This window comes from Streptomyces sp. NBC_01410, from assembly GCF_045040195.1.
Taxonomy (GTDB): Bacteria; Actinomycetota; Actinomycetes; order Streptomycetales; family Streptomycetaceae; genus Streptomyces.
In genome coordinates, this window is sequence record NZ_CP109530.1 from 2,480,663 (window position 1) to 2,500,344 (window position 19,682).

20 protein-coding genes are annotated in these 19,682 nt (G+C 66.6%); 12 read left to right on the plus strand and 8 right to left on the minus strand.

What is annotated here, in order from left to right; translation table 11 throughout:
* Positions 1-58 precede the first annotated feature (58 nt).
* Positions 59-787 (plus strand): sortase domain-bontaining protein, encoded by a 729-nt coding sequence (locus OG741_RS11450; RefSeq protein ID WP_405596714.1) that lies wholly within the window; start codon positions 59-61, stop codon positions 785-787.
* A gap of 67 nt (positions 788-854) precedes the next feature.
* On the opposite strand, the gene OG741_RS11455 is transcribed toward OG741_RS11450, so the two are convergent.
* Complete coding sequence (locus OG741_RS11455) at positions 855-1,322, minus strand: RDD family protein (protein ID WP_405596715.1); 468 nt, start codon at positions 1,320-1,322, stop codon at positions 855-857.
* A 230-nt stretch (positions 1,323-1,552) separates the two neighbouring features.
* Here OG741_RS11455 and glnA point away from each other — a divergent pair, with 230 nt between their 5' ends.
* The 7 genes from glnA to OG741_RS11490 all read left to right on the plus strand — a co-directional run bounded on the left by glnA (position 1,553) and on the right by OG741_RS11490 (position 9,137).
* Positions 1,553-2,962: a type I glutamate--ammonia ligase gene (glnA, locus tag OG741_RS11460; RefSeq protein ID WP_266477200.1), complete on the plus strand. Its 1,410-nt coding sequence runs from the start codon at positions 1,553-1,555 to the stop codon at positions 2,960-2,962.
* 399 nt (positions 2,963-3,361) lie between these two features.
* On the plus strand, positions 3,362-3,742 hold the full coding sequence (locus tag OG741_RS11465; RefSeq protein WP_405596717.1) for a CU044_2847 family protein: 381 nt from the start codon (positions 3,362-3,364) through the stop codon (positions 3,740-3,742).
* 5 nt (positions 3,743-3,747) lie between these two features.
* A complete protein-coding gene (locus OG741_RS11470; RefSeq protein WP_405596718.1) occupies positions 3,748-6,396 on the plus strand; it encodes a trypsin-like peptidase domain-containing protein in 2,649 nt (882 codons plus the stop codon).
* Positions 6,380-7,234 (plus strand): class I SAM-dependent methyltransferase, encoded by an 855-nt coding sequence (locus OG741_RS11475; RefSeq protein ID WP_405596720.1) that lies wholly within the window; start codon positions 6,380-6,382, stop codon positions 7,232-7,234. Before OG741_RS11470 ends, OG741_RS11475 begins: the two co-directional genes overlap by 17 nt.
* Entirely contained in the window at positions 7,209-7,925 is a 717-nt protein-coding gene (locus OG741_RS11480; protein WP_405596721.1) for a hypothetical protein, read from the plus strand. Before OG741_RS11475 ends, OG741_RS11480 begins: the two co-directional genes overlap by 26 nt.
* Before the next feature lie 36 nt (positions 7,926-7,961).
* On the plus strand, positions 7,962-8,315 hold the full coding sequence (locus OG741_RS11485) for a hypothetical protein (RefSeq protein WP_405596723.1): 354 nt from the start codon (positions 7,962-7,964) through the stop codon (positions 8,313-8,315).
* Positions 8,316-8,390: 75 nt separating this feature from the next.
* Positions 8,391-9,137, plus strand: coding sequence for an SDR family NAD(P)-dependent oxidoreductase (locus OG741_RS11490; protein ID WP_405596725.1), 747 nt, complete (start codon positions 8,391-8,393; stop codon positions 9,135-9,137).
* Between the two features lie 258 nt (positions 9,138-9,395).
* On the opposite strand, the gene OG741_RS11495 is transcribed toward OG741_RS11490, so the two are convergent.
* The 4 genes from OG741_RS11495 to OG741_RS11510 form a co-directional block, all read right to left on the minus strand.
* Positions 9,396-11,147, minus strand: coding sequence for a choline/carnitine O-acyltransferase (locus tag OG741_RS11495; RefSeq protein ID WP_405596727.1), 1,752 nt, complete (start codon positions 11,145-11,147; stop codon positions 9,396-9,398).
* Positions 11,148-11,206: 59 nt separating this feature from the next.
* A complete protein-coding gene (locus tag OG741_RS11500) occupies positions 11,207-12,052 on the minus strand; it encodes a class I SAM-dependent methyltransferase (RefSeq protein ID WP_405596729.1) in 846 nt (281 codons plus the stop codon).
* Between the two features lie 76 nt (positions 12,053-12,128).
* Positions 12,129-12,998, minus strand: a complete 870-nt coding sequence (locus OG741_RS11505) for an arpA protein (protein WP_405596730.1) — start codon at positions 12,996-12,998, stop codon at positions 12,129-12,131.
* A gap of 112 nt (positions 12,999-13,110) precedes the next feature.
* Positions 13,111-13,614, minus strand: coding sequence for an NUDIX domain-containing protein (locus OG741_RS11510; protein ID WP_405596732.1), 504 nt, complete (start codon positions 13,612-13,614; stop codon positions 13,111-13,113).
* 159 nt (positions 13,615-13,773) lie between these two features.
* Here OG741_RS11510 and OG741_RS11515 point away from each other — a divergent pair, with 159 nt between their 5' ends.
* Both OG741_RS11515 and OG741_RS11520 read left to right on the plus strand, forming a co-directional pair.
* Positions 13,774-14,388: a GNAT family N-acetyltransferase gene (locus tag OG741_RS11515; protein ID WP_405596733.1), complete on the plus strand. Its 615-nt coding sequence runs from the start codon at positions 13,774-13,776 to the stop codon at positions 14,386-14,388.
* Positions 14,389-14,420: 32 nt separating this feature from the next.
* Positions 14,421-15,263 carry an MOSC domain-containing protein gene (locus tag OG741_RS11520; protein WP_405596734.1) on the plus strand — a complete coding sequence of 281 codons (843 nt, stop codon included), beginning with the start codon at positions 14,421-14,423 and terminating at the stop codon, positions 15,261-15,263.
* 30 nt (positions 15,264-15,293) lie between these two features.
* On the opposite strand, the gene OG741_RS11525 is transcribed toward OG741_RS11520, so the two are convergent.
* A complete protein-coding gene (locus tag OG741_RS11525; RefSeq protein WP_405596735.1) occupies positions 15,294-16,631 on the minus strand; it encodes a glycoside hydrolase domain-containing protein in 1,338 nt (445 codons plus the stop codon).
* Between the two features lie 204 nt (positions 16,632-16,835).
* Positions 16,836-17,141, minus strand: a complete 306-nt coding sequence (locus OG741_RS11530; RefSeq protein WP_405596737.1) for a hypothetical protein — start codon at positions 17,139-17,141, stop codon at positions 16,836-16,838.
* A gap of 121 nt (positions 17,142-17,262) precedes the next feature.
* Between OG741_RS11530 and OG741_RS11535 the strand changes: the two genes are divergently transcribed.
* The gene (locus tag OG741_RS11535; RefSeq protein ID WP_405596739.1) at positions 17,263-17,631 is read left to right on the plus strand and encodes an arsenate reductase family protein; all 369 of its coding nucleotides are present in this window, start codon (positions 17,263-17,265) and stop codon (positions 17,629-17,631) included.
* A 49-nt stretch (positions 17,632-17,680) separates the two neighbouring features.
* On the opposite strand, the gene OG741_RS11540 is transcribed toward OG741_RS11535, so the two are convergent.
* On the minus strand, positions 17,681-18,154 hold the full coding sequence (locus tag OG741_RS11540; RefSeq protein WP_405596741.1) for a carboxymuconolactone decarboxylase family protein: 474 nt from the start codon (positions 18,152-18,154) through the stop codon (positions 17,681-17,683).
* A gap of 47 nt (positions 18,155-18,201) precedes the next feature.
* Here OG741_RS11540 and OG741_RS11545 point away from each other — a divergent pair, with 47 nt between their 5' ends.
* Entirely contained in the window at positions 18,202-19,620 is a 1,419-nt protein-coding gene (locus OG741_RS11545; protein WP_405596743.1) for a PLP-dependent aminotransferase family protein, read from the plus strand.
* Positions 19,621-19,682 lie beyond the last annotated feature (62 nt).

Sequence of the window (19,682 nt, forward strand, 5' to 3'; positions counted from 1 at the left end):
GCTGCCGTTATCGAGGCGCCAAGGCCCCTGATCTGCCCGGCTACCGATCCGGACCGCGATGTACCTTTCCCGAGTTGTTCCCGCCGCGCTGACAAGTGCGCTCGTCGCCGTGCTCACCGGCTGTTTCTCCAGTAGCAGCGGGGCCGCTGCCGACGAGACCGCAGCCGCCACGGACAGCCCCTCGACACGGGCAGTGAAGGTCGTCGAGCCGGCCCCCGCCCCGACGCCTCCGGAGCCGACCCCGAAGAAGACCTCCACGCGGACCCAGACCTCGACGATGAGCATTCCGTCGATCGGGCTCGAGGATCTGCGGGTCGTCCCCTACAAGGGGACGACCGACGACTGGCCCGGTACGCGGATCCAGAACGAAGGCGTGGCCGCCAGCCCGTACGGGGACGGTGGCGGTGTCGGGCCCGGGGAGGTCGGGAACCACCTGGTCACGGCCCACAGGATCTCCTTCGGCGGGCCGCTGCGCGATCTCCCGGCCGTCGAGAAGGGTGACTCGGTCCTCATCACGTCGGGCGGCAAGGTCTACGAGTACAAGATCACCGAGACCCGTGAGACCTCCTTCCGCTCCCCGCAGTCGCTCACCGAGCAGCGGGCGGCGGTTCCCGGCCGCCCCGGGGAGCGCGCCACCCGAGCGATGATCACGATCTCCACCTGCGCGACGCCGGAGGACACCGCGGCCGGGAACCACTGGCGGGACGACCGGGGCAATCCCGAGCACCGGATCGACAAGGTCGGCGTGCTGGCGGAGACGCGGGAAGCCCCGAGTACGTCCCCCTGAGGTCAAAAGGTGGTGGCCCGGGACGAAGCCCCGGGCCACCACCCTTTGCATCTGCTGCGTCTGCGCTCTAGATCCGCACCTGAACGGCGCGTGCGAGCCGGTCGTGCAGCCCGCGCCCGTCGCGGTCCCAGATCAGGGCCGGGATGGCGAGGGAGAGGAGCACGCTGCGCACCAGGACCCGGCCGGCCCCGAGCCGTCCGCCGTCCTCGGCGACGACGCGCAGTCCGAGGAGCCGCTTGCCCGGCGTGAAGCCGACCGTACCGATGGTGAGCACGCTCAGTGCGAGAAAGATGCCGAGCGCCCAGTTCCCGGCGGCCTGCCGGTCACCATTGGCGAACAGTCCGTATGCGATCAGGAGGCACAGCCCCCAGTCGACGAAGACGGCGCCGAAGCGCCGCCCGAGAGGGGCGATGGAGCCCGGTCCGGTCTCCGGCAGGCCGAGCCGCATACCGCGGTGGCCGAAGTCGGCGCCCATGTCCTCGGCGGCCGCGCGCGGCCCGGACAGCCACGATCCGATTGCTTGCCTGTTGTCCACCGGACCACGGTACTGCGCCCGGTTTGGATCACTTCGGTCCGGGTCCTCGACAGGACCCTGAACCCCCGCGACGAGACCCTGGCCCCCCGGTCCGGTTAACTTGGGCGAAACAAATGGGTCATGCTTGAGAAATCCGGCCTGCCTAAGGTCGGTTCCAGCGTGTGCCACCGCACTGGCCGCACGACGAGCTACCACCCCGCCCGTCCCGGGTCGGGAGTAGGAGGAGTTGGATGTTCCAGAACGCCGATGACGCCAAGAAGTTCATCGCGGACAACGACGTCAAGATGGTCGACGTCCGGTTCTGCGACCTTCCCGGCGTGATGCAGCACTTCACGATCCCGGCGACGGCGTTCGACCCGTCCGACGAGCTGGCCTTCGACGGCTCGTCGATCCGCGGCTTCCAGGCGATCCACGAGTCGGACATGGCGCTGCGCGCGGACCTGTCGACGGCGCGGCTCGACCCGTTCCGCAAGGACAAGACGCTCAACATCAACTTCTTCATCCACGACCCGATCACGGGCGAGCAGTACAGCCGTGACCCGCGCAACATCGCGAAGAAGGCGGAGGCGTACCTCGCCTCCACCGGCATCGCCGACACGGCGTACTTCGGCCCCGAGGCCGAGTTCTACGTCTTCGACAGCGTGCGCTTCGCCACCACGGCGAACGAGGGCTTCTACCACATCGACTCCGAGGCAGGCGCCTGGAACACCGGTGCGCTGGAGGACAACCGCGGCTACAAGGTCCGCTACAAGGGCGGCTACTTCCCGGCCCCGCCGGTCGACCACTTCGCCGACCTGCGCGCCGAGATCTCCCTGGAGCTGGAGGCGTCCGGCCTCCAGGTCGAGCGCCAGCACCACGAGGTGGGCACCGCCGGCCAGGCCGAGATCAACTACAAGTTCAACACGCTGCTCGCCGCGGCCGACGACCTGATGCTCTTCAAGTACATCGTGAAGAACGTCGCCTGGCGCAACGGCAAGACCGCGACCTTCATGCCGAAGCCGATCTTCGGCGACAACGGCTCGGGCATGCACGTCCACCAGTCGCTGTGGCAGGGCGGCGTCCCGCTGTTCTACGACGAGCAGGGCTACGCGGGCCTGTCGGACACCGCCCGCTACTACATCGGCGGCATCCTCAAGCACGCCCCGTCGCTGCTGGCCTTCACGAACCCGACGGTGAACTCCTACCACCGTCTGGTCCCCGGCTTCGAGGCCCCGGTCAACCTGGTCTACTCGCAGCGCAACCGCTCGGCTGCGATGCGTATCCCGATCACGGGCTCGAACCCGAAGGCCAAGCGCGTCGAGTTCCGCGCCCCGGACCCGTCCTCGAACCCGTACCTGGCGTTCTCGGCGCTGCTGCTGGCGGGCCTCGACGGCGTCAAGAACAAGATCGAGCCGGCGGAGCCGATCGACAAGGACCTCTACGAGCTCGCGCCCGACGAGCACGCGAGCGTCCCGCAGGTCCCGACCTCCCTCCCGGCGGTGCTCGAGGCGCTGGAGGCGGACAACGAGTACCTGCAGGCGGGCGGTGTCTTCACGTCCGACCTGATCGAGACGTGGATCGACTACAAGCGGACGAGCGAAATCGCCCCGATCCAGCTGCGGCCGCACCCGCACGAGTTCGAGCTGTACTTCGACATCTAGGATCGCGTCGGGTCGCAGCGGGGTTCCGCTCGCCCGGGCTGTCTGTCGGCCGTCGGCTGTGTCGTCCCGTCAAGGGAGGACACAGCCGACGGCCGTTTCGTCTGCGTACGCGGCTTTCACCACGCCAGCATTGCCAGGGGACCGTGGCACGCCAATATCCACCGCCCCGAAAACGAAAAGAGAAAACAGTCCGCCGAACAACTGACGGACCGTCATAAAGCTTCCATGCTAGCACTCCTGCGAGGTCTTGTTGAGACCTCCCTGGGGCGCACGCGAAGCATCGCCGCTGGCGATCGTGCTTCGAGCTCTACAAGAGAAGTTGCCGGTTCCGGCCCGAAGGGGCAGCCCTTGGTGGGAAAGTGCCCTGCAGGAATACTGGCTGACCGTTTGTGAGGGTCGATGCGCGATCGATCAGATTTTGTCCCAGTGGTTCTCCGAGACGGTTCCGTCCTGCAGGTCGAAGTCGAGACCGGCGAGGAGCTTGTTGCGAGCCGGGTGTTCGATTTCAGCGACCTGACGCAAAGGATCTCCAGCGTGGCGAGTGAGCTCGGAGAGGTCCTGAGAACTGTGGGGCCCGACGCCGCTACGGTTGAGCTGGGATTCGAGGTGGGAATCGAGCCAGGTGGGCTCACTGCGATGCTGGTGAAAGGAACTGGCAAAGCCAATCTCAAGCTGACGCTTGAATGGCGGAACGACAAGCCTGCCACTCATGAAGATCCGCCGTCACTGCCTACTCCGTCGCCGACGTCGTTATCGCCGGATCCGGGCGAACGGAACTAGCTGTTATGGATGATGCCCAGCTCCGTGTGTCCACGGTCAAAGTCCTCACCGGGGTGCAGGGTTTCGGCACCGGTTCCTTCGTCGGCCCTGGGCTGGTCCTCACCTGTGCGCATGTGGTCGAACGCGCGGTCACCAGCGGAGAGAGCATCACGATCGTCTGGCAGTACAAGGAATACACCGGGCAGGTCGTGAGCTTCCGGGATCGCCCTTATCCCGACCTCGCTCTCCTCAGCGTCACCTCGCTGAGGAGCCATCCGGTGATCGAGCTCCACCACGAGATCGAACTGGGCGACCTCTTGTACGCCTACGGCTATACCGACCTCTACGGAGAGGGCGACTCACTCACTACCGAGTACGAAGGCGTGACCGGCGTTCACCTGCCGCTGCTGAAGCTGAAAGCCGGCCAGGTGCGACCCGGCATGAGTGGCGCGGGAATCCTCAATCTCCGGACCGGTGCCGTATGCGGCATCACGGTGGCGACCCGTGACCGCGGCAGCGATCTCGGCGGCAGGGCCATCCCGACGCGGACGGTGCTGTCCGAATTTCCGGGACTGGCGCGGCATTCCGAGCCTGCGGACACGGTCGGAGCCAGGGTCGAGGCAGGGGCGTTGTCCTTCGGTTCGATCACGACGCGCGAGACGCTTTGGGCCCGGATGCAACAGGAGCAAAGCAGGCTGCTCTCCCGGGGCGTGCCCGGCTCCTCGCGAATCACGGTCGGTGACCTTCTCACGCGACCGGGGCTACTCGTGGCCGCTCCCTGGCGCGCAGCCGACAAAGGCACCAAACGGGTCCCGATCCTCAATGAGATCAGCAGCCGCATCATCGGTCCCCCGGCGCACGGTGAGTACCGAAGACGTGGGGTCCTGCTGCTCTCCGATCCTGGCATGGGAAAGACCACCCTGACTTACTGCCTGTACGTGGAACTCCTCCGGAACTGGTCGACGGATGAATTCAACGTTCTGCCCGTACGCATCGATCTCAGGGCAGTCGGCACACGTCCCGTCGACCGGGACTTCGGATCGGCGGATTGGTTGAGCCGATATCTGGACAATCTGGTCGACGGATGTGGACCCGTGTCCTGGCTCGGCGTTGCCGAACGTGAGGGCATGCCGATACGACCGGTTCTCATACTCGACTCTCTCGATGAGTATCTTTCCAAGCTCACTTACTCACATGTGCTCAGCGAGCTGAACAAATTTATCTTCACCTACGCCAGTCTTGTGTGCTGCCGCACGCAGTACTTCGGTAGATTCCTTGCACACTCCCCTTTCGCGGACAGCATGGAAAGGTTCGAATTGGCGGAGTGGGGTGACGCCGAGCGGCGTGACTATGTAGGCGGATATGTCGACTACTGTTTCCCGGAATATGACACGTGGGAGGCACAAAACGTTCAGCTCCGCCTAGAGTCCAGGCCGGTGCGCGATCTGTGCCACGCTCCTCTTCGTGTCAATATGGCACTTGAGTTGATGTTCAAAGGCGGAGATCGAATTCCTGCCATAAGCGACACCCTGGGTTTGTACCACGCCTATGTCGGTCAACTCCTGCAAATCGAATCCGCAAAAATCGGCAGCGTTCTAGAAGTCAATCAGAAGCTTGACCTCCTCACAGACATTGCCTGGCACTTCTACGACGAAGGCGGGACAGGGGACGACGGCGCGGACATATTCACGCTGCGTGAACTCTCCGACCTCATCACCAATCGATTGGAAGTCGCTTCCGGGGATGCGCACAGCATCGTACAGGATCTCATTTTCCGTACCTTGCTCGGTGTCGAAAGTGAGCAGTTCCAATCGCTCGAGCCAACCGTTGTGCGATTCACTCACAAGTCATTCCAGGAATACTTTGTCGCGCGCCACCTCTTCAATTGCATGAGTACAGATGCCTGGGCCACGACTTTCGATTTCCGGAAGTTGATATCGGCGGAGGTGTCGGAGTTCGTCAAAGAATATCTGGAACGTGTCAACAAGAACAGCCGGGTTCTGTCGCAAGTATGTGACGTCTGCTTCGAGGCATTCATCAACAACAGTGCCGGAAGCTGTGGCAACGACCCCGACGATAATGCGCGTTCCCGAGTCGCCCGCCAGCAGTTGGCGTACTATCTTGGCAATCTCAGATCGAAGCGCATCACAGAATTCTTGAAAGAGAAGCTAGAGCAGGAGCAGGATCTCTGGATCCAGCGAGGAATCATTCTCGGGCTAGCCTTCGGCGGCACCGTGCAACCATTGAGGAAATATGTCGAGCGGTTACGGGAAAATCGGATCCGTGGCCGTAGTCTGGCTGAGAATGAAGTAAACATTGGTTATACGCTCACCTTCTTCGGCGATCAGGCGACCGATGCGTTCCGGCCGGAGATCGACCAGGGGTTCGAGAGTTGCCAACGCACGGTTCGGCGACTCATTTACCTTGTGGGTACCGAGACGGACCGCGAATGCTGGCGGCTCAATCTGTTCACCCTCGTGGAACTCTGGCAATATCGAGATATATCCAGGGAGCAGTACGCACTTGTCATGCGCGAGTGCATGGGGGAGTTGACAGTTATTCTGGACCGCCTCGCGGAGGATCCCGAGTCCGCGAATTGGCCCGAACTCGAAGAGTTGCGAGAGATCCAGGAATCGATTGCATCCCAGGGAGCCGCCCATGACGATCAACCGTGACGCACGGATAAGCGCGAGCGCAGAGCGGGACGGGCGCACAGCCAATATGTTCCTCTACGAGGGTGGTGGCGAGGTGCGCGGCTACTTCGCCAAGCGTTATCACGCGGTGCGTGTGATGATCGCCCGTCGGCAGCTCGGGTCGGCCCTGATGAGCAGTGCCACAGCCGCGCCGCATGGACCGGTGGTCGAGCTGGGAGCCGGGGGCGGGCGCATCGTGGCGGGCAACCGTCTCATGAAGCTGTTGGGGTCACGCCCGGTGATCTACGTGGACATCGATCCGTCAGCGCTGGGTTCCGCCGAGTCCGGCGGACGAATTCGCGTGTGCTCCGATGTCGCGGAGGGGTTGCCTTTCCGGGATGCGTCGATCGCCGCCGTGGTTATGGGCGAGTTGATCGAGCACATCTATGACACGAGGCGTTTATTGGAGGACTGCCACCGTGTTCTTGTCCCGAACGGGGCCCTCATCATAACCACTCCGAACCTGGCGGCACTGCAGGATCGGATTTGCTTCGTCGCCGGCAGGTCCCCGCGCCATGTTAATCCTCTGCATCGGTATCTGTGGCTCCACATTCGGCCCTTCACGTCGCATTCTCTACGTTCGGTCCTCTGCAAGACAGGATTTGATGTGATAGAGCTGAAGTCCAATTTTGTGGTCTGGCGAAGGAAATCTGGCCACCGACTGCAGTCGAGATCAATGGCCCGCCTGCTTCCGGGAGTCGGCAGCATTCTTGTCGTCTCCGCTCGATGCGTCAAACCTGCCGGAACAGGAACAAATCCAATGCCGCACGGCCCATCTACGCCGGAGTTCTCCCATGAAGACAATGAGGAAATTACGTGATCACTTGAATGCTTCGTTCGATGGTTCGGCTCCCGATGCCGGCCGGGAAGCGCACCGCCTCATCCGTGAAATCGCTGTGCCCGATGGGATTCATTCTCTACTGGCATCGGTCCTGCGTGACGGTTCCTATCTCGCGGAAGTCGCCGCCGCGTCCTACATGCACAACAACGGCTTTAACAAGATAGTACTGGCAACGGGCGCGGGCGGGGAATACAAGCTGCGGCTGCATCTGTGGCGGCCACATCGGGAACCGCACAGCGAGCACATCCACAATCACCGATGGATGTTCAGCTCCATCGTCCTCGCCGGTGAGATGCAAATGGAGTTCTTCGAGCTGGCATCCGACCACTCCGGCGGTCCGCAACTGGAGCGCCATCGGTATTCGCGCAGCCTCGGTTCGAGCAGGTTCGGCACACAGTTCGTGGACCGCGTGAAGATACGCTCGACATTTGCCGGAACATTAGGGTCCGGTGCCAGCTACTGGCTCCGAGGCAATGTGTTCCATCGTATCACCGTCCCTCGTGAAGATCTTGCTGCGACGCTAGTGCTGCAGACGGCGGCCCTGGGACCTGACTGTGAAGTATTGACCAACGATCCCTTGGGGAAAGAATCCGTGGTGGAACTGAAGCCATTTACGGTCGCGGAACTCGCGGAGCAGATAGACTCCCTCTTGAGGTCGAGTTCGCTCTGACAAGTCAAAGGTTCGATTACTCAAGAAGGGGTGGTAATGAGCATGGACGTCAGGATCGTAAATGCGGCCGATGCCAGGGATATTCCCGTGGATGAGGCGATGACCGTGTTCGAGTACTTCTCGGAGTCCGACAGCAGGCAGGTCAGTCTGGTCACCGCGGAACTTGACGGCCTTCACTCGAATCGAGTGAATCACCGGAGTGCGAAACTGTATTTCGTGATCAGTGGCAAACTTCGCGTCAATGCGGACGGCGTCGAGCGGGAGGCCGGCCCGCTGAGCGGAGTTCTGGTGCCCCCAGGCAGCTGGGTCGAGCTCGTCGGTGAGAGCGCCAAAATCCTCATCATCTGCGGGCCGGCATTCAATCTCGCCGACGAATCCTTCGCAGAGTAGGTCAGTCGACTGATCACCCTTTCGGAATCGGGCCACTTGTGCTGCCCATTTCGTTTTGATTTCTGAGGAGTGCAGATGAAATTGTTGGGCAAGATCGCCGTCGTTACCGGAGGGGCGCGTGGAATTGGTCGTGCGACGGCGAAGCGCCTTGCCGCAGAAGGCGCTGATGTCGCCATCACCTACTACGAAAACGCCGCGGCGGCTGCGGAGGTGGCGGGAGAGATCGAGGCGCTCGGTCGCAGAGCGCGCGCGGTCCAGTGCGATGCCGCCGTACCTGATGAGGTGAGGAAGGCGCGCATCGAGATCGAAGAGAAGTTGGGTCCGGTCAGCATCCTCATCAACAACGCCGGTGCAATCTCCCGCCCCAGCGACTGGTCAAGCCAGAGCGACGAGGACATCCGGCGTACTGTCGATGTCAATCTGCTGTCGGTAATTCATGGGATTCGTGCCTTTGCCCCAGCCATGGTCGAGCGAGGATGGGGTCGTATCGTCAACCTCACCTCAACGTACTCATTCAACGGTGGGGCCGCCGTCCTCGGCTACACCGCGGCAAAAGCAGGAGTTAATGCGGTGACGACCGCCATGGCAGCCGAACTGGGCGGGAAGGGCGTGCTGGTCAACGCGGTGGCCCCGGGAAATATCGATACGGATATGACGCGTGCGGCCGGATCTGCGGTGGTCGACTGGGCCGTCCAGACAACTCCGGTCGGCCGACTGGGAAGTGTGGATGAAGTGGCGGAAGCGATCGCCTATCTCGTCCTCAGTGATTTCGTGTGCGGCCACTTGTTCGTTCTCGACGGAGGGCAACTCCTTCGCATCTGACACTCGGGACGCCGCGCCGCGGGAGCGCAAGAAGGGTCTTTCGACGGACGGTTCTTGGGCAGGCATGTATCAGGTCCCGCGGCGGGCGAACCTTCCTCGAAGCGGGACGGGCATTCATGACGGTCCGTCGGTCCGGTGGGCCGTTTCGGCTTGCGGCGCCGGTTACGGGCAGTCTGGTGGCCCAGAGTCGTTGGCGGTCGGCCAAAAGCCCCCGTCACTCTCCACCGAGTGACGGGGCCTCAGTCGCTCCGCGTACGCCTACTGCTCCGGCGCCAGCAGTTCCCTCAGTTCCGCCACCGCCTCCCGGAGCCTGTCCGCGAACGTGTCCATCTGGTCGGCCACCGGCCGCGGCGTGCTCAGGTAGACGTTGAAGCGCTCCGGCAGCAGGACGTACGCGACGCCGATGCACTGGAGGCTCGTCGAGCCGAAGCCGAAGTACTGGATGTTGTGGGACGGAGCCGAGCTCGTGCTCAGGTAGTCGTCGCGCATCGTCAGCCAGCCCGGTGTCCGGTACAGCGCGGGCTGCTCGGTCACTCCGAGCTCCGTGCCGCGGCGGCGCTGGATCAGTTCCAGTTCCCACAGGTGCTGTTCGGGCACCTGAACGGCCTGGCATTCCTTCGCGCGGGTCACATGGGCCTGGGCGGCGGCCTGGAAGGCGGCGCGGCGGGTGGCCGAGTCCGCCGAGGGGTTCTCCATCGTCGCGGCGAAAGCGACCATCTCCGGGGTGACGACCCGCATCGCCTCGGTACGCCCGTGCCGGTACTGGCGGGTGGCGATCGACTCGTACGTCGCGCCCAAGTGGCCCTTGGCCCGCTGGTGGGCCAGCTGGTAGGCGACCTGGACGAACGCGTCGGGCGAGACCCCCAGCGCCTTGGCCGTTGTGGCGCCGAAGTCGTCGAACGACACGGTCGCGGTCGCAGTGGCCTGCCCGTACGCGGCGAACGCTTCGGCGGCCGAGCGCGCCTGGGCCCGCAGGGTGTCGTCCAGCTCGAACACGAGAGGCTCCAGCGCGGGCAGCCCCTGGGAGCGGGCCCCGGACTGCTGGGAGTGTTCCTCGGGCGGGGAGCTGAGCAGGGCGTCGGTGAAGCTGAGGATGGTCGTCCCGTCCAGCTCGCAGTGCTCGATGTTGATGCCCGCCCGGCCGTCGGAGAAGACGACGAACGACACCGCCTTGTCGAACCACCGGTTGCCGCGGTCGCCGTACAGCAGCTCGTCGCAGGTTTCCTGGGTGTCCGCCGGTGCGAAGTCCTCCAGGCAGACGCAGAACAGCGCGGTCTCGATGTCGTCGAGTGCCTCGGCGTTGCGGGGGTGGGAGGCCATCAGGGACTGCCGGGCGGCCGCCCACTCCGCGCGGGCCATCGTGGTGAGGTGGCCCACCGGCACGTCCGCCGGTTCCGCGCCGGCCTTCATGACGGCACTCAGGCCCGCCTCGATGTCGTCCAGGCTGTGCGGGACACCGTCCTCGCCGAGCACGTCCAGCCGGAACATGCCGCCCCGGAAGAACACCACGATGTGCCGTGCGTCGGACGGGCCCGGCCATGCCTCGGTGTAGGGGGCGCGTACGGTGTCCAGCTCGGCGCCGGGGATACGGGTGGTGGAGAACAGGAACTTGTTCTGCACCATCGACTGGGGCACGCCGCGCTGGACCACCGGCGGGATGAGCCCCTGGTCGAGCTGCCGCTTGTAGTTGAGCGCCCCGGCGACGAGCCCGGCCGCCCGTTCCAGCTGCGCCTCGCCGGTGTCCTTGAACAGGAAGAAGAAGTTGGCGTTGAGCGCGATCCGGTCCCGGCGGCCCAGGTAGCGGTACGGCCAGAAGGTGTCGAGCCAGCTGTGCACGCCCTCAGTGGCGTCGTACGCCTCAAGCGCCGCGTGCAGCACCCGGCCGGGGCCGTCGGGCCTGAGGAAGGCGGCCACCTCCGCCTCCGTCGCCGCCCGCTCGTCGGCGGTCAGCAACGGCGCGCTCCAGGCGAGGAACCTCTCGCAGCTCGCCTCCAGCGTGGGCAGCGACACGCGCGGAAGGCTGTCCTCCTGGGCGAAGGTCGCGTTGCCTGTTACATCCTGACTGATCTTCAACTCTGCTCTCGATTCGGATCGTTGGGGCCGGACGGGCGGTGCGGCCGGGAAAGGTGGAGCTGTGCGTACATCCAGCCTTCCGCCTCCAGGCCCCGCGCATCCACCCTGTTGGACGACATCGTGTCCAGGACGAGCGTCTGTTCCTCCAGGGAGGCGAACCTCCGCTGCTTGAAGACGCCTTCGACATGGATGGTCCGGTAGCCGAGTTCGGCCAGCGCCTGCTCGATCGGGTCGAACGGGAACATCCGCAGCGCGAAGTGCGCCATCCAGGGCCGGTGGGTGTCCTGCGCCTCGACGACGCGCTTGAGCGTCCGCTCGGTGACGTAGCCGAGGCAGCCCGTCGAGATCACCAGGTCCGTCCCGGCGAACTGGGCGCGCTGCTCCGGTGTGGGCTCGTGCGCCTCCAGGTCGGCGTGCACGGCGTCGTCGAGGAATCCGGCGTCGAGTGCGTACGAGAGCGCACTGGCGGAGGTGTCGAGGCCGACGAAGCTTACGGGCTGCGCGGGCTGCCGCGAGCGGGCCAGCTCTTTGTCGCGGGCGAGCAGGGCCTCGCGGCTCTCCCCGTCGCACTTCTCGTCACCGTAGCGCGCGTACAGCTCGTCCATGGTCGCGTCGTACTTTTGCAGGGCGGCATTGATTCCGTACGAACAGCCTATGTCCAGCACCTTCGGCACGGCGACATGCTGGGAGTCCCGGTACTCCTTGATGAGCTTCGCGAAGTAGGGCTTGGCCAGTTGCGGAACGCAGTAGCCGAGGGGGCGCAGCACGCTGAAATAGGCGCGCGGATCGGGCTGGGTGTAGATGTGGTCGAGCGAGACTTTTCCGGTCGCGTCGAAACGCACAGGGCTTACTCCTCCATGGATCGCGGCGGATCGCGTGGATCGCAGAGTGGGGGGGGGACGCGGTCTGCGACGGGCGTCAGTCCAGCAGCCGGTCGCCGCGGACGGCCCGGCCCTCGGCCGCCACGTGCTCGGGCAGGACGCGGCCGAAGAGCTGCCGGGTCCGTGCCACGCTCCCGATGACGCCGGGGCGCTCGCTGTAGGCGAATATCGCGGAGTGGCGCGCGATGTCGCCCCGTACGGGGCTGACCCGGTGCAGCGAGTAGCGGCCCTTGAACAGCTGCAGGTCACCGGGTTGCAGGGACAGGGACCGGATCAGCCGCTCGCCCCGGCCGTCCAGTACGTCGCGGACGTCGTCGAAGCGCTCGTCCTGCGCGGACCTGATGTTCGGGCAGTACTCGAAGACGCCGCCGGACTGCGCCTCCTGGGTGAGCATGCTGACGGTGTACTCGTTGGTGTCGAAGTGCCAGGGATGTTCCATGCCCGGCTCGACGACGTTGAGAACCAGCCCGGAGAGCGGATCGGCCAGTTCGTGAAGCTGCGGCAGTCCGAAGCAGCGGGCGACGAAGCTCTGGAACGCGGTGTGGGAGTAGAGCCGGCTGATGAGGGAGGCCGCGGGGATACGGTCCCGTGCGACGAACGCGTTGCCCCGCTCGAAGGTGTGCCGGCCCGGGTGGTCCTCAGGCAGAGCCGAGTCCACGGGGATGTTGTAGACGTTGACGGTTTCGGTGTCGAAGTGCGCGCGCGGGGCGATGGCCGAGCACTCCTGCCGGAGGACGTCGCGGAGTGAGGGGCGGATGAAGTCCGGCAGTACGGTGCAGCCGACGGTCGACAGTTCGCGCCGGGCACGGGAGACGACGGACTGTCCCTCGGCGCTTTCGAGTTCCGACAGGGGGTAGCGGGCCGTGTCGACCACCTGGTCGAGCATGACGGCTTCCAGAGTGCTCATACGATCCTCTCAACGCCCGAACTCAACTGAGAAGTAACGGAGTTGAAGCTCCCACAGTGCCGCGAGGATGTCTGTGACACGTCACACGCGCCGGGGGCCGTTTGGCGTCGGCTCAGGATGCCCAGCCGCGCAGTGAGATCTGGGGGCCACCGGACAGGTAGTGGCGCAGGGCCGTGGCCGAGGTGGGTACGAATTCCTCGGGGAGGTCGACCGTGTCGACCCAGCGGACCTGGGTGTGCTTGGCGAGTTCGCGGTTCTCGGGTTCCCCGGCCCATTGATGAGTGGCGAAGACGACGGTGAGGAACCCGTTGGGCGCTTCGACGCCCCAGGCGCCGTGGACGACCTGGGCGAGGCGGAGATCGTCGGCCCTGACGATCAGACCGGTCTCCTCGCGGAGCTCGCGGACCGCGGTTTCGGTGATGGGCTCGCCCGGCTCGCTCTTGCCGACGGGGAGGTCCCACCGGCCGGGGGCGAACTTGTTGCCGGGGCCGCGCTGAAGGAGGACGACGCGGTCGGTCTCCCGGTCGTGGACGATGACGGCGGCGACGAGGACGGTCATCGCATCGAGCGCGGGCGGGAGGGCCGGAGGGCGGTTCTCGGTGTTCGGCTGGGCCACTGCGATCCCCTCGTCGGTCAATCGGTCGGTGGGTCGGGCCGATTGGGCAGCTTGGACAGATGGGGCACCCTAGCGGCACGGTCGCCCTGACGGCCTCCAGGTTTGCACTAGTGCAATAGTCCATTGCGGCTAGTGCAGGACCGGGCTACGGTTCGGATCATGCCTGCCAAGACACCGCAGCCTGTGACGCTGACCGGCCACCACGTACGCGTTGAACCGTTGACGACGGATCACCTCTCAGACCTATTCGCCGCGGGCGGGGGTGACGACGAGGTCTGGCGCTGGCAGGGCGGACCCACTCCGCACACGGAGGACGAGCTCGGCCACAAGCTCCGTGAACTGCTGAAGGATGCCGAACAGGGCAGGTACCTCCCGTTCGCCGTCATCCGTCGCTCGACCGGCAGGGCCGTCGGCTGGACCACGTACATGGACGTCGACACGGGAGACGAGCGCCTGGAGATCGGCTGGACCTGGTACGGCCGCGCGTCGTGGCGTACGGCGGTCAACACCGAGACGAAGCTGCTGTTGCTCAACCACGCTTTCGAGGAACTGGGCATGGGGCGCGTCCAGTTGAAGACGGACCACAGGAACGAGCGGTCCCAGGCCGCCATCGCCCGCCTCGGGGCGCAGCGGGAAGGCGTCCTGCGCCGCCATAAGCAGCGCCCGGACGGGACGTGGCGGGACAGCGTCTACTTCTCGATCCTCGCCGACGAGTGGCCCGGGGTGAAGGCGCGCCTCAGCGACCGGCTCCGGCTCCGGGGTTCTGAAGGATGAACGCCGCCGGGGCGCACATACGATCGGGTCGCATGGGGATCACCGTGCAGAAGCTGACGTACTACCCGGTCAAGGGCTGTGCCGGGACCGGAGTCGAGTCGGCCAGGGTCGGCGTGATGGGGCTGGAGCACGACCGGACGTTCATGGTCGTCGACGCCGCGGACGGGACGTTCCGCAGTCAGCGGGCGCTGCCCGCCATGGCTGCGGTCCGGCCGGAGATCGTCGGCGGGGGCGCCGCGCTGCGGCTGTCCGCGGACGGGGTCGAGAGCGTACTACTGGACGTCGACCCGGACGGGGAGCGGCGGCCGGTGAGCATGTTCGGGCGGGACATCGGGGAGGGCGCGGATCAAGGGGACGCAGCCGCCGAGTGGTTCTCGCAGGTGCTGGGGGCGAAGTCCCGGCTGGTGCGGGTGCCTTCGGACTTCGACCGGGACGGGTGGGGCGAGACGCCCGGCAAGGTCGGTTTCGCGGACGCGCATGCGGTGCTGGTGGCGTCCCAGGCCTCGCTCGACGGCCTGAACGCGCGGATCACGGCGCGGGGCACGGCCCCGGTGCCGATGGACCGCTTCCGGGCGAACATCGTCCTCGACGGCTGCGCCGAGCCGCACGCCGAGGACGAGATGCGCCGTCTGGAGATCGGTACGGTGCACCTCGCGTACGCGGTCAGGGCGATGCGGTGCAGCGTCCCGCTGGTCGACCAGCTCACGGGCCTGCGCGCGGGCCCCGAGCCGATCCGCACGCTGGCGACGTATCGGCGGGAGCCGGAGTACGACAACAAGGTCAGCTTCGGCATGAAGGCGGCGGTCGCGGAGCTCGGGTCGCTGTCGGTGGGAGATGCGGTTCGGCCGACGTGGGCGTCAGGGACGGCTGCCTGAAGCTGCCCGAAGCTGACTGAAGGCCCTCGCTCAGCAGCGGGGAGCCGGTTTGCTGTAGGTCGTGTTGCTGGGGTTCGCCACGTAGTAGTCGGTGACGTAGCGGCCGTTCTCGATGCGGTCCCATATCTTCGTCGTGCCGACCGCCGAGCCCGACTTCTGGCAGACCACCCACGCCAGCGCCCCGTTGGGGGACGTGCCGGCTATGGAGGACGAGGTGCCGGGGCCGGTGTGTTCGGCGACGGTCGCGGTGGTCTGGTAGGGGTACGTGCAGCGCGGCAGCGGGGCACTGTAGGTGGTGTTGGACGGGGTGCTGACGTAGTAGTCGGTGACGTACGTGCCGTCCGCGAGCTTGTCCCATATGGCCGTGGTGCCGACCGCGGAACCGGGCGCCTGGCAGACCACCTTGAGCGCGGACCTGGGCGCGTAGGTCTTCGCGACGGGGTAGCTCGTCGAGGGGCCGGTGCGGGCGTTGAGCGTGGTGGCGCTCGTCGCGGTGTAGGTGTACGCCACGGTGGCGACCGGCGCGTCGAGCCTGTCGGTGTCGATGTTGAGGGTGACGCCGCCGTACGTCTCGTCGTGGTCGCCCTTGAACTGCTTGGCCCGCTGGTGCACCGCCCACTTGGAATCGGCGATGTTGGTCCAGCCCTTGAGCGAGTCGACCCCGTCGAAGCGGGCGATCCACAGCGCGTCAGGGCGGGCGTACGAGGTGGAGGTGTACACGTCGGAGAGCTGCTTCGCCCCGAGGTTGAGGTTCATGTACACGCCCGAGACATAGCCGAGCCGATGCAGTTCCTTCGTCCAGCCGGAGAGGAATGACAGCACGCCGGTCCGGCAGGTGGCGTCGGTCTGCGAGTACGCCTCGATGTCGTTGTAGAACGCGCTGCCGGGCTGCATGCCCAGCGCCTTGCCCCTGGCGACGGCGTCGGCTGCCGCGGCCGTGCCCTGGCCCTTGGCGGTCGCGGCGGCCCGGCTGATCTTGGCGTCGGTGGGCCTGCCGCCGCACGGCGGTTGCAGGCCCTTGTAGATGGGCAGCAGACGCCACTTCAGCGCGGACACGGACGCGACCCACGACGCGGTCAGTTGCGGCTGGGCGCAGGTGCGGGTGATGCCCCCGATGTACACCCCGACGGCGCGGTACGGCGAGGCGCCCCACGCCTGGATCGCCGACAGCGGTGGCGCCGTGCAGGTGTCGAAGGCGAGTCCGGAGTAGCGGGTCGCGCTCGCCCCCGCGGCATACGCGACGGAGGTGGCCGGTTCGGCCGCGGCGGGCGGGCCGAAGGTGAGGGCGGAGCCGGCGCTCAGTAGGCCGGCGGCCGTGAACACGAGAAATCTGCGGCGGATACGAAGGCCGTGGTGCGGATGCGACATGGCTGCCCCCGGAGTGACTCGGACCGTGAGACCAGAATGCGCGGTTCTGCGCCGATCGGACCCTGCGACACCGGGATTTTGTCGAAAGCAACCTGCCGCCGTCCCGCCGCTGTCACCCAGGAGCGCCCGGGTGACAGCGGCGGGAGGGCATGCCTCAACCGGCGAACTCGTCGGCGCCCGCAATGGATCGGGGCACGTAACGGATCAGCGGCCGTAACGGATCAGCGCCCGCACCATCCGGCACGTCGTGTCCGACGGCGGATGGATTCCGATGCTCTCCGCCGTCGCTCGTATCCTGCGGTTGTCCGCCGTCGCCGGGTGATAGACCCCCGAGTCAAGCAGGGCGATCGCCAGGCGCATGGCTTTGAGCCGGCGGTTGTGCGAGACGTACCACTCGCGCGGCTGTCCGGCCGGGAGCGGCTTCTTCTTCAGCGGCTGGTACATGGACGAGGACAGAGACGCGGACGCGGACACGGACACGGGCTTCGAAATGAGTGTGGCAACGGCCATCGGCAACCTCCTGGCGCGGTGGCGGGACCATCCCGAACTACTGTTCAGTCTACTGGCCACCACTGACAATCGGCCCTGGCCAGGCGGTGTTTGAGTGGCGCGTGAGCGGTACCGTGGCGGCATGGAGATCTGGATCAACCCCGCCTGTTCCAAGTGCCGCAGTGCTGTCGATCTGCTCGACGGCGAGGGCGCGTCGTACACCGTCCGGCGCTATCTGGAGGACGTGCCGAGCGAGGAGGAGATCCGGGCCGTCCTCGCGCGGCTCGGGCTTGAGCCGTGGGACATCACGCGGACGCAGGAGGCCGAGGCGAAGGAGCTCGGGCTCAAGGAGTGGGCACGGGACGAGGGTTCCCGGGACCGGTGGGTCACCGCGCTCGCGCAGCACCCGAAGCTGATTCAGCGGCCGATCATCACCGCGGACGACGGGACGGCGGTCGTGGGGCGTACGGAGGAGGCGGTACGGGACGTGCTCGGCCGGTCCTGGCAGTAGCTCGGACCGGTACGAGCTCACCGCGGCACGGAGTACCGGCGGCGGTGCGTCAGCGCTCGTCCGTGCCCGCGACCTTTCCCGTCGCGAGCGCTATCCGGTTCCACGTGTTGATGGTGAAGATCAGCGCGAGCAGGTGAGCCAGCTCCTGCTCCTCGAAGTGCGCCGCCGCCTGCGCGTACACCGCGTCCGGCACCCCGCCGTCCGCGACCAGAGTGACCGCCTCCGTCAGGGCGAGCGCCGCCTGTTCCTTCGGCGTGTAGAAGTGCTTCGCCTCCCGCCAGACGGACGTCATGTGCAGGCGCTCCTCGCTCTCGCCCGCCTTGCGTGCGTCGCCGGTGTGCATGTGGAGGCAGTACGCGCAGTGGTTGAGCTGCGAGGAACGGATCTGCACCAGCTCCACGAGCGTCGGGTCCAGGCCCTCGCGGGCCGCCGCGTCCAGGCCGATCACGGCGCGGAAGGCCTTCGGGGCCAGCTTGGCGAAGTTGACCCGGGTCACGGTCTGCTTGATCTCTGTCGTCGTCATGTGTACGAATCTAGAGGCGCAGGCGACCGGGAGCGGGGTGCATTTCAGTGGCGGAATCATGGGTCAATTCGGCGGAGAGTCTCGGCGCCGATCTGCATCTGGAGCTGAGCGGCGCGGGCAGTCGGCGGGCCGTGCTGATGCGGGCTCTGCGGGAGGCCGTGCGGAGCGGGCGGCTTGCGCCCGGGACGAGGCTGCCGCCGTACCGTTCCCTCGCCGCCGACCTGGGGATCGCCCGCAACACCGTCGCCGACGCCTACGCCGAGCTCGTCGCCGAGGGCTGGCTCACCGCGCGTCAGGGCTCGGGGACCCGGGTCGCCCAGCAGGTCGCGCCCGTGGCTCCCGTGGGCAGACAGCGCACCCCGGCGCGGGCCGGGCGCCCGGCGTACGACCTGGTGCAGGGGCGGCCGGACCCTGCCGCCTTCCCCCGTGGCGCCTGGCTGGCGTCGGCGCGGCGGGCGCTGACCCTCGCGCCGCACGACGCCTTCGGGCCCGGCGATCCGCGCGGGCGGGCCGAGTTGCGGGAGGCGCTCGCCGAGTATCTGGCGCGGGTGCGGGGCGTGCGGACCGTCCCGGACCGGGTCGTCGTCTGCTCGGGAGCCGCCCATGCGCTGCGGCTGATGGCGTCGGTCGTGGGCGGCCGGTGGGCGGTGGAGTCGTACGGGCTGCCCTTCCACCGCGGGCTGCTCGCGGACGAGGGCGTACGCACCGTGCCATTGGCGGTCGACGAACACGGCGCGAAGGTCGGCGAGTTGGGGAAGGTCCGCGCCGTGCTGCTGACTCCGGCGCACCAGTTCCCGACCGGCGGGCCACTGCACGCCGAGCGGCGTGCGGCCGTCGTGGACTGGGCCCGCTCGACGGGCGGGCTGGTCCTGGAGGACGACTACGACGGCGAGTTCCGTTACGACCGTCAGCCGGTCGGCGCCGTACAGAGCCTCGATCCCGACCGGGTGGTGCTGATGGGGTCGGTGAGCAAGAGCCTCTCCCCCACCCTGCGGCTGGGCTGGATGGTGCTGCCCGAGCGTCTGGTGGACGACGTGGTGGCCGCGAAGGGCGAGCGCGAGCAGCACTCCAGCGCCACGGAGCAGCTCACGCTCGCGGACTTCATCACCTCGGGGGCGTACGACCGCCATGTGCGCAGGATGCGCCGGCGCCACCGGCGCAGGCGCGATCAGCTGGTCGCGGCTCTGGCGGAGCGGGCTCCGCACGTGCGGGTCAGCGGGATCGCGGCGGGGCTGCATGCCGTGCTCGAACTGCCGCCGGGGACCGAGCGGGCCGTGGTGAAGGCCGCGGCCTGGCAGGGGCTGGCGGTAGAGGGGCTGTCCGACTACCGCCACCCGGACGTCCCGGCCGACAGGCATGACGGCCACGACCGGCGCGACGGGCTCGTCGTCGGGTACGCCACGCCGCCCGAGCACGGTTACGCGGGAGCGCTGGACGCGCTGTGCCGCGCGCTGCCGCCGGAGTGAGTCGCCTCCGGGAACCCTCTGAGCTGCGCCAACCTTAAGGAAAGTTAAGGAAGTTGTGGGTG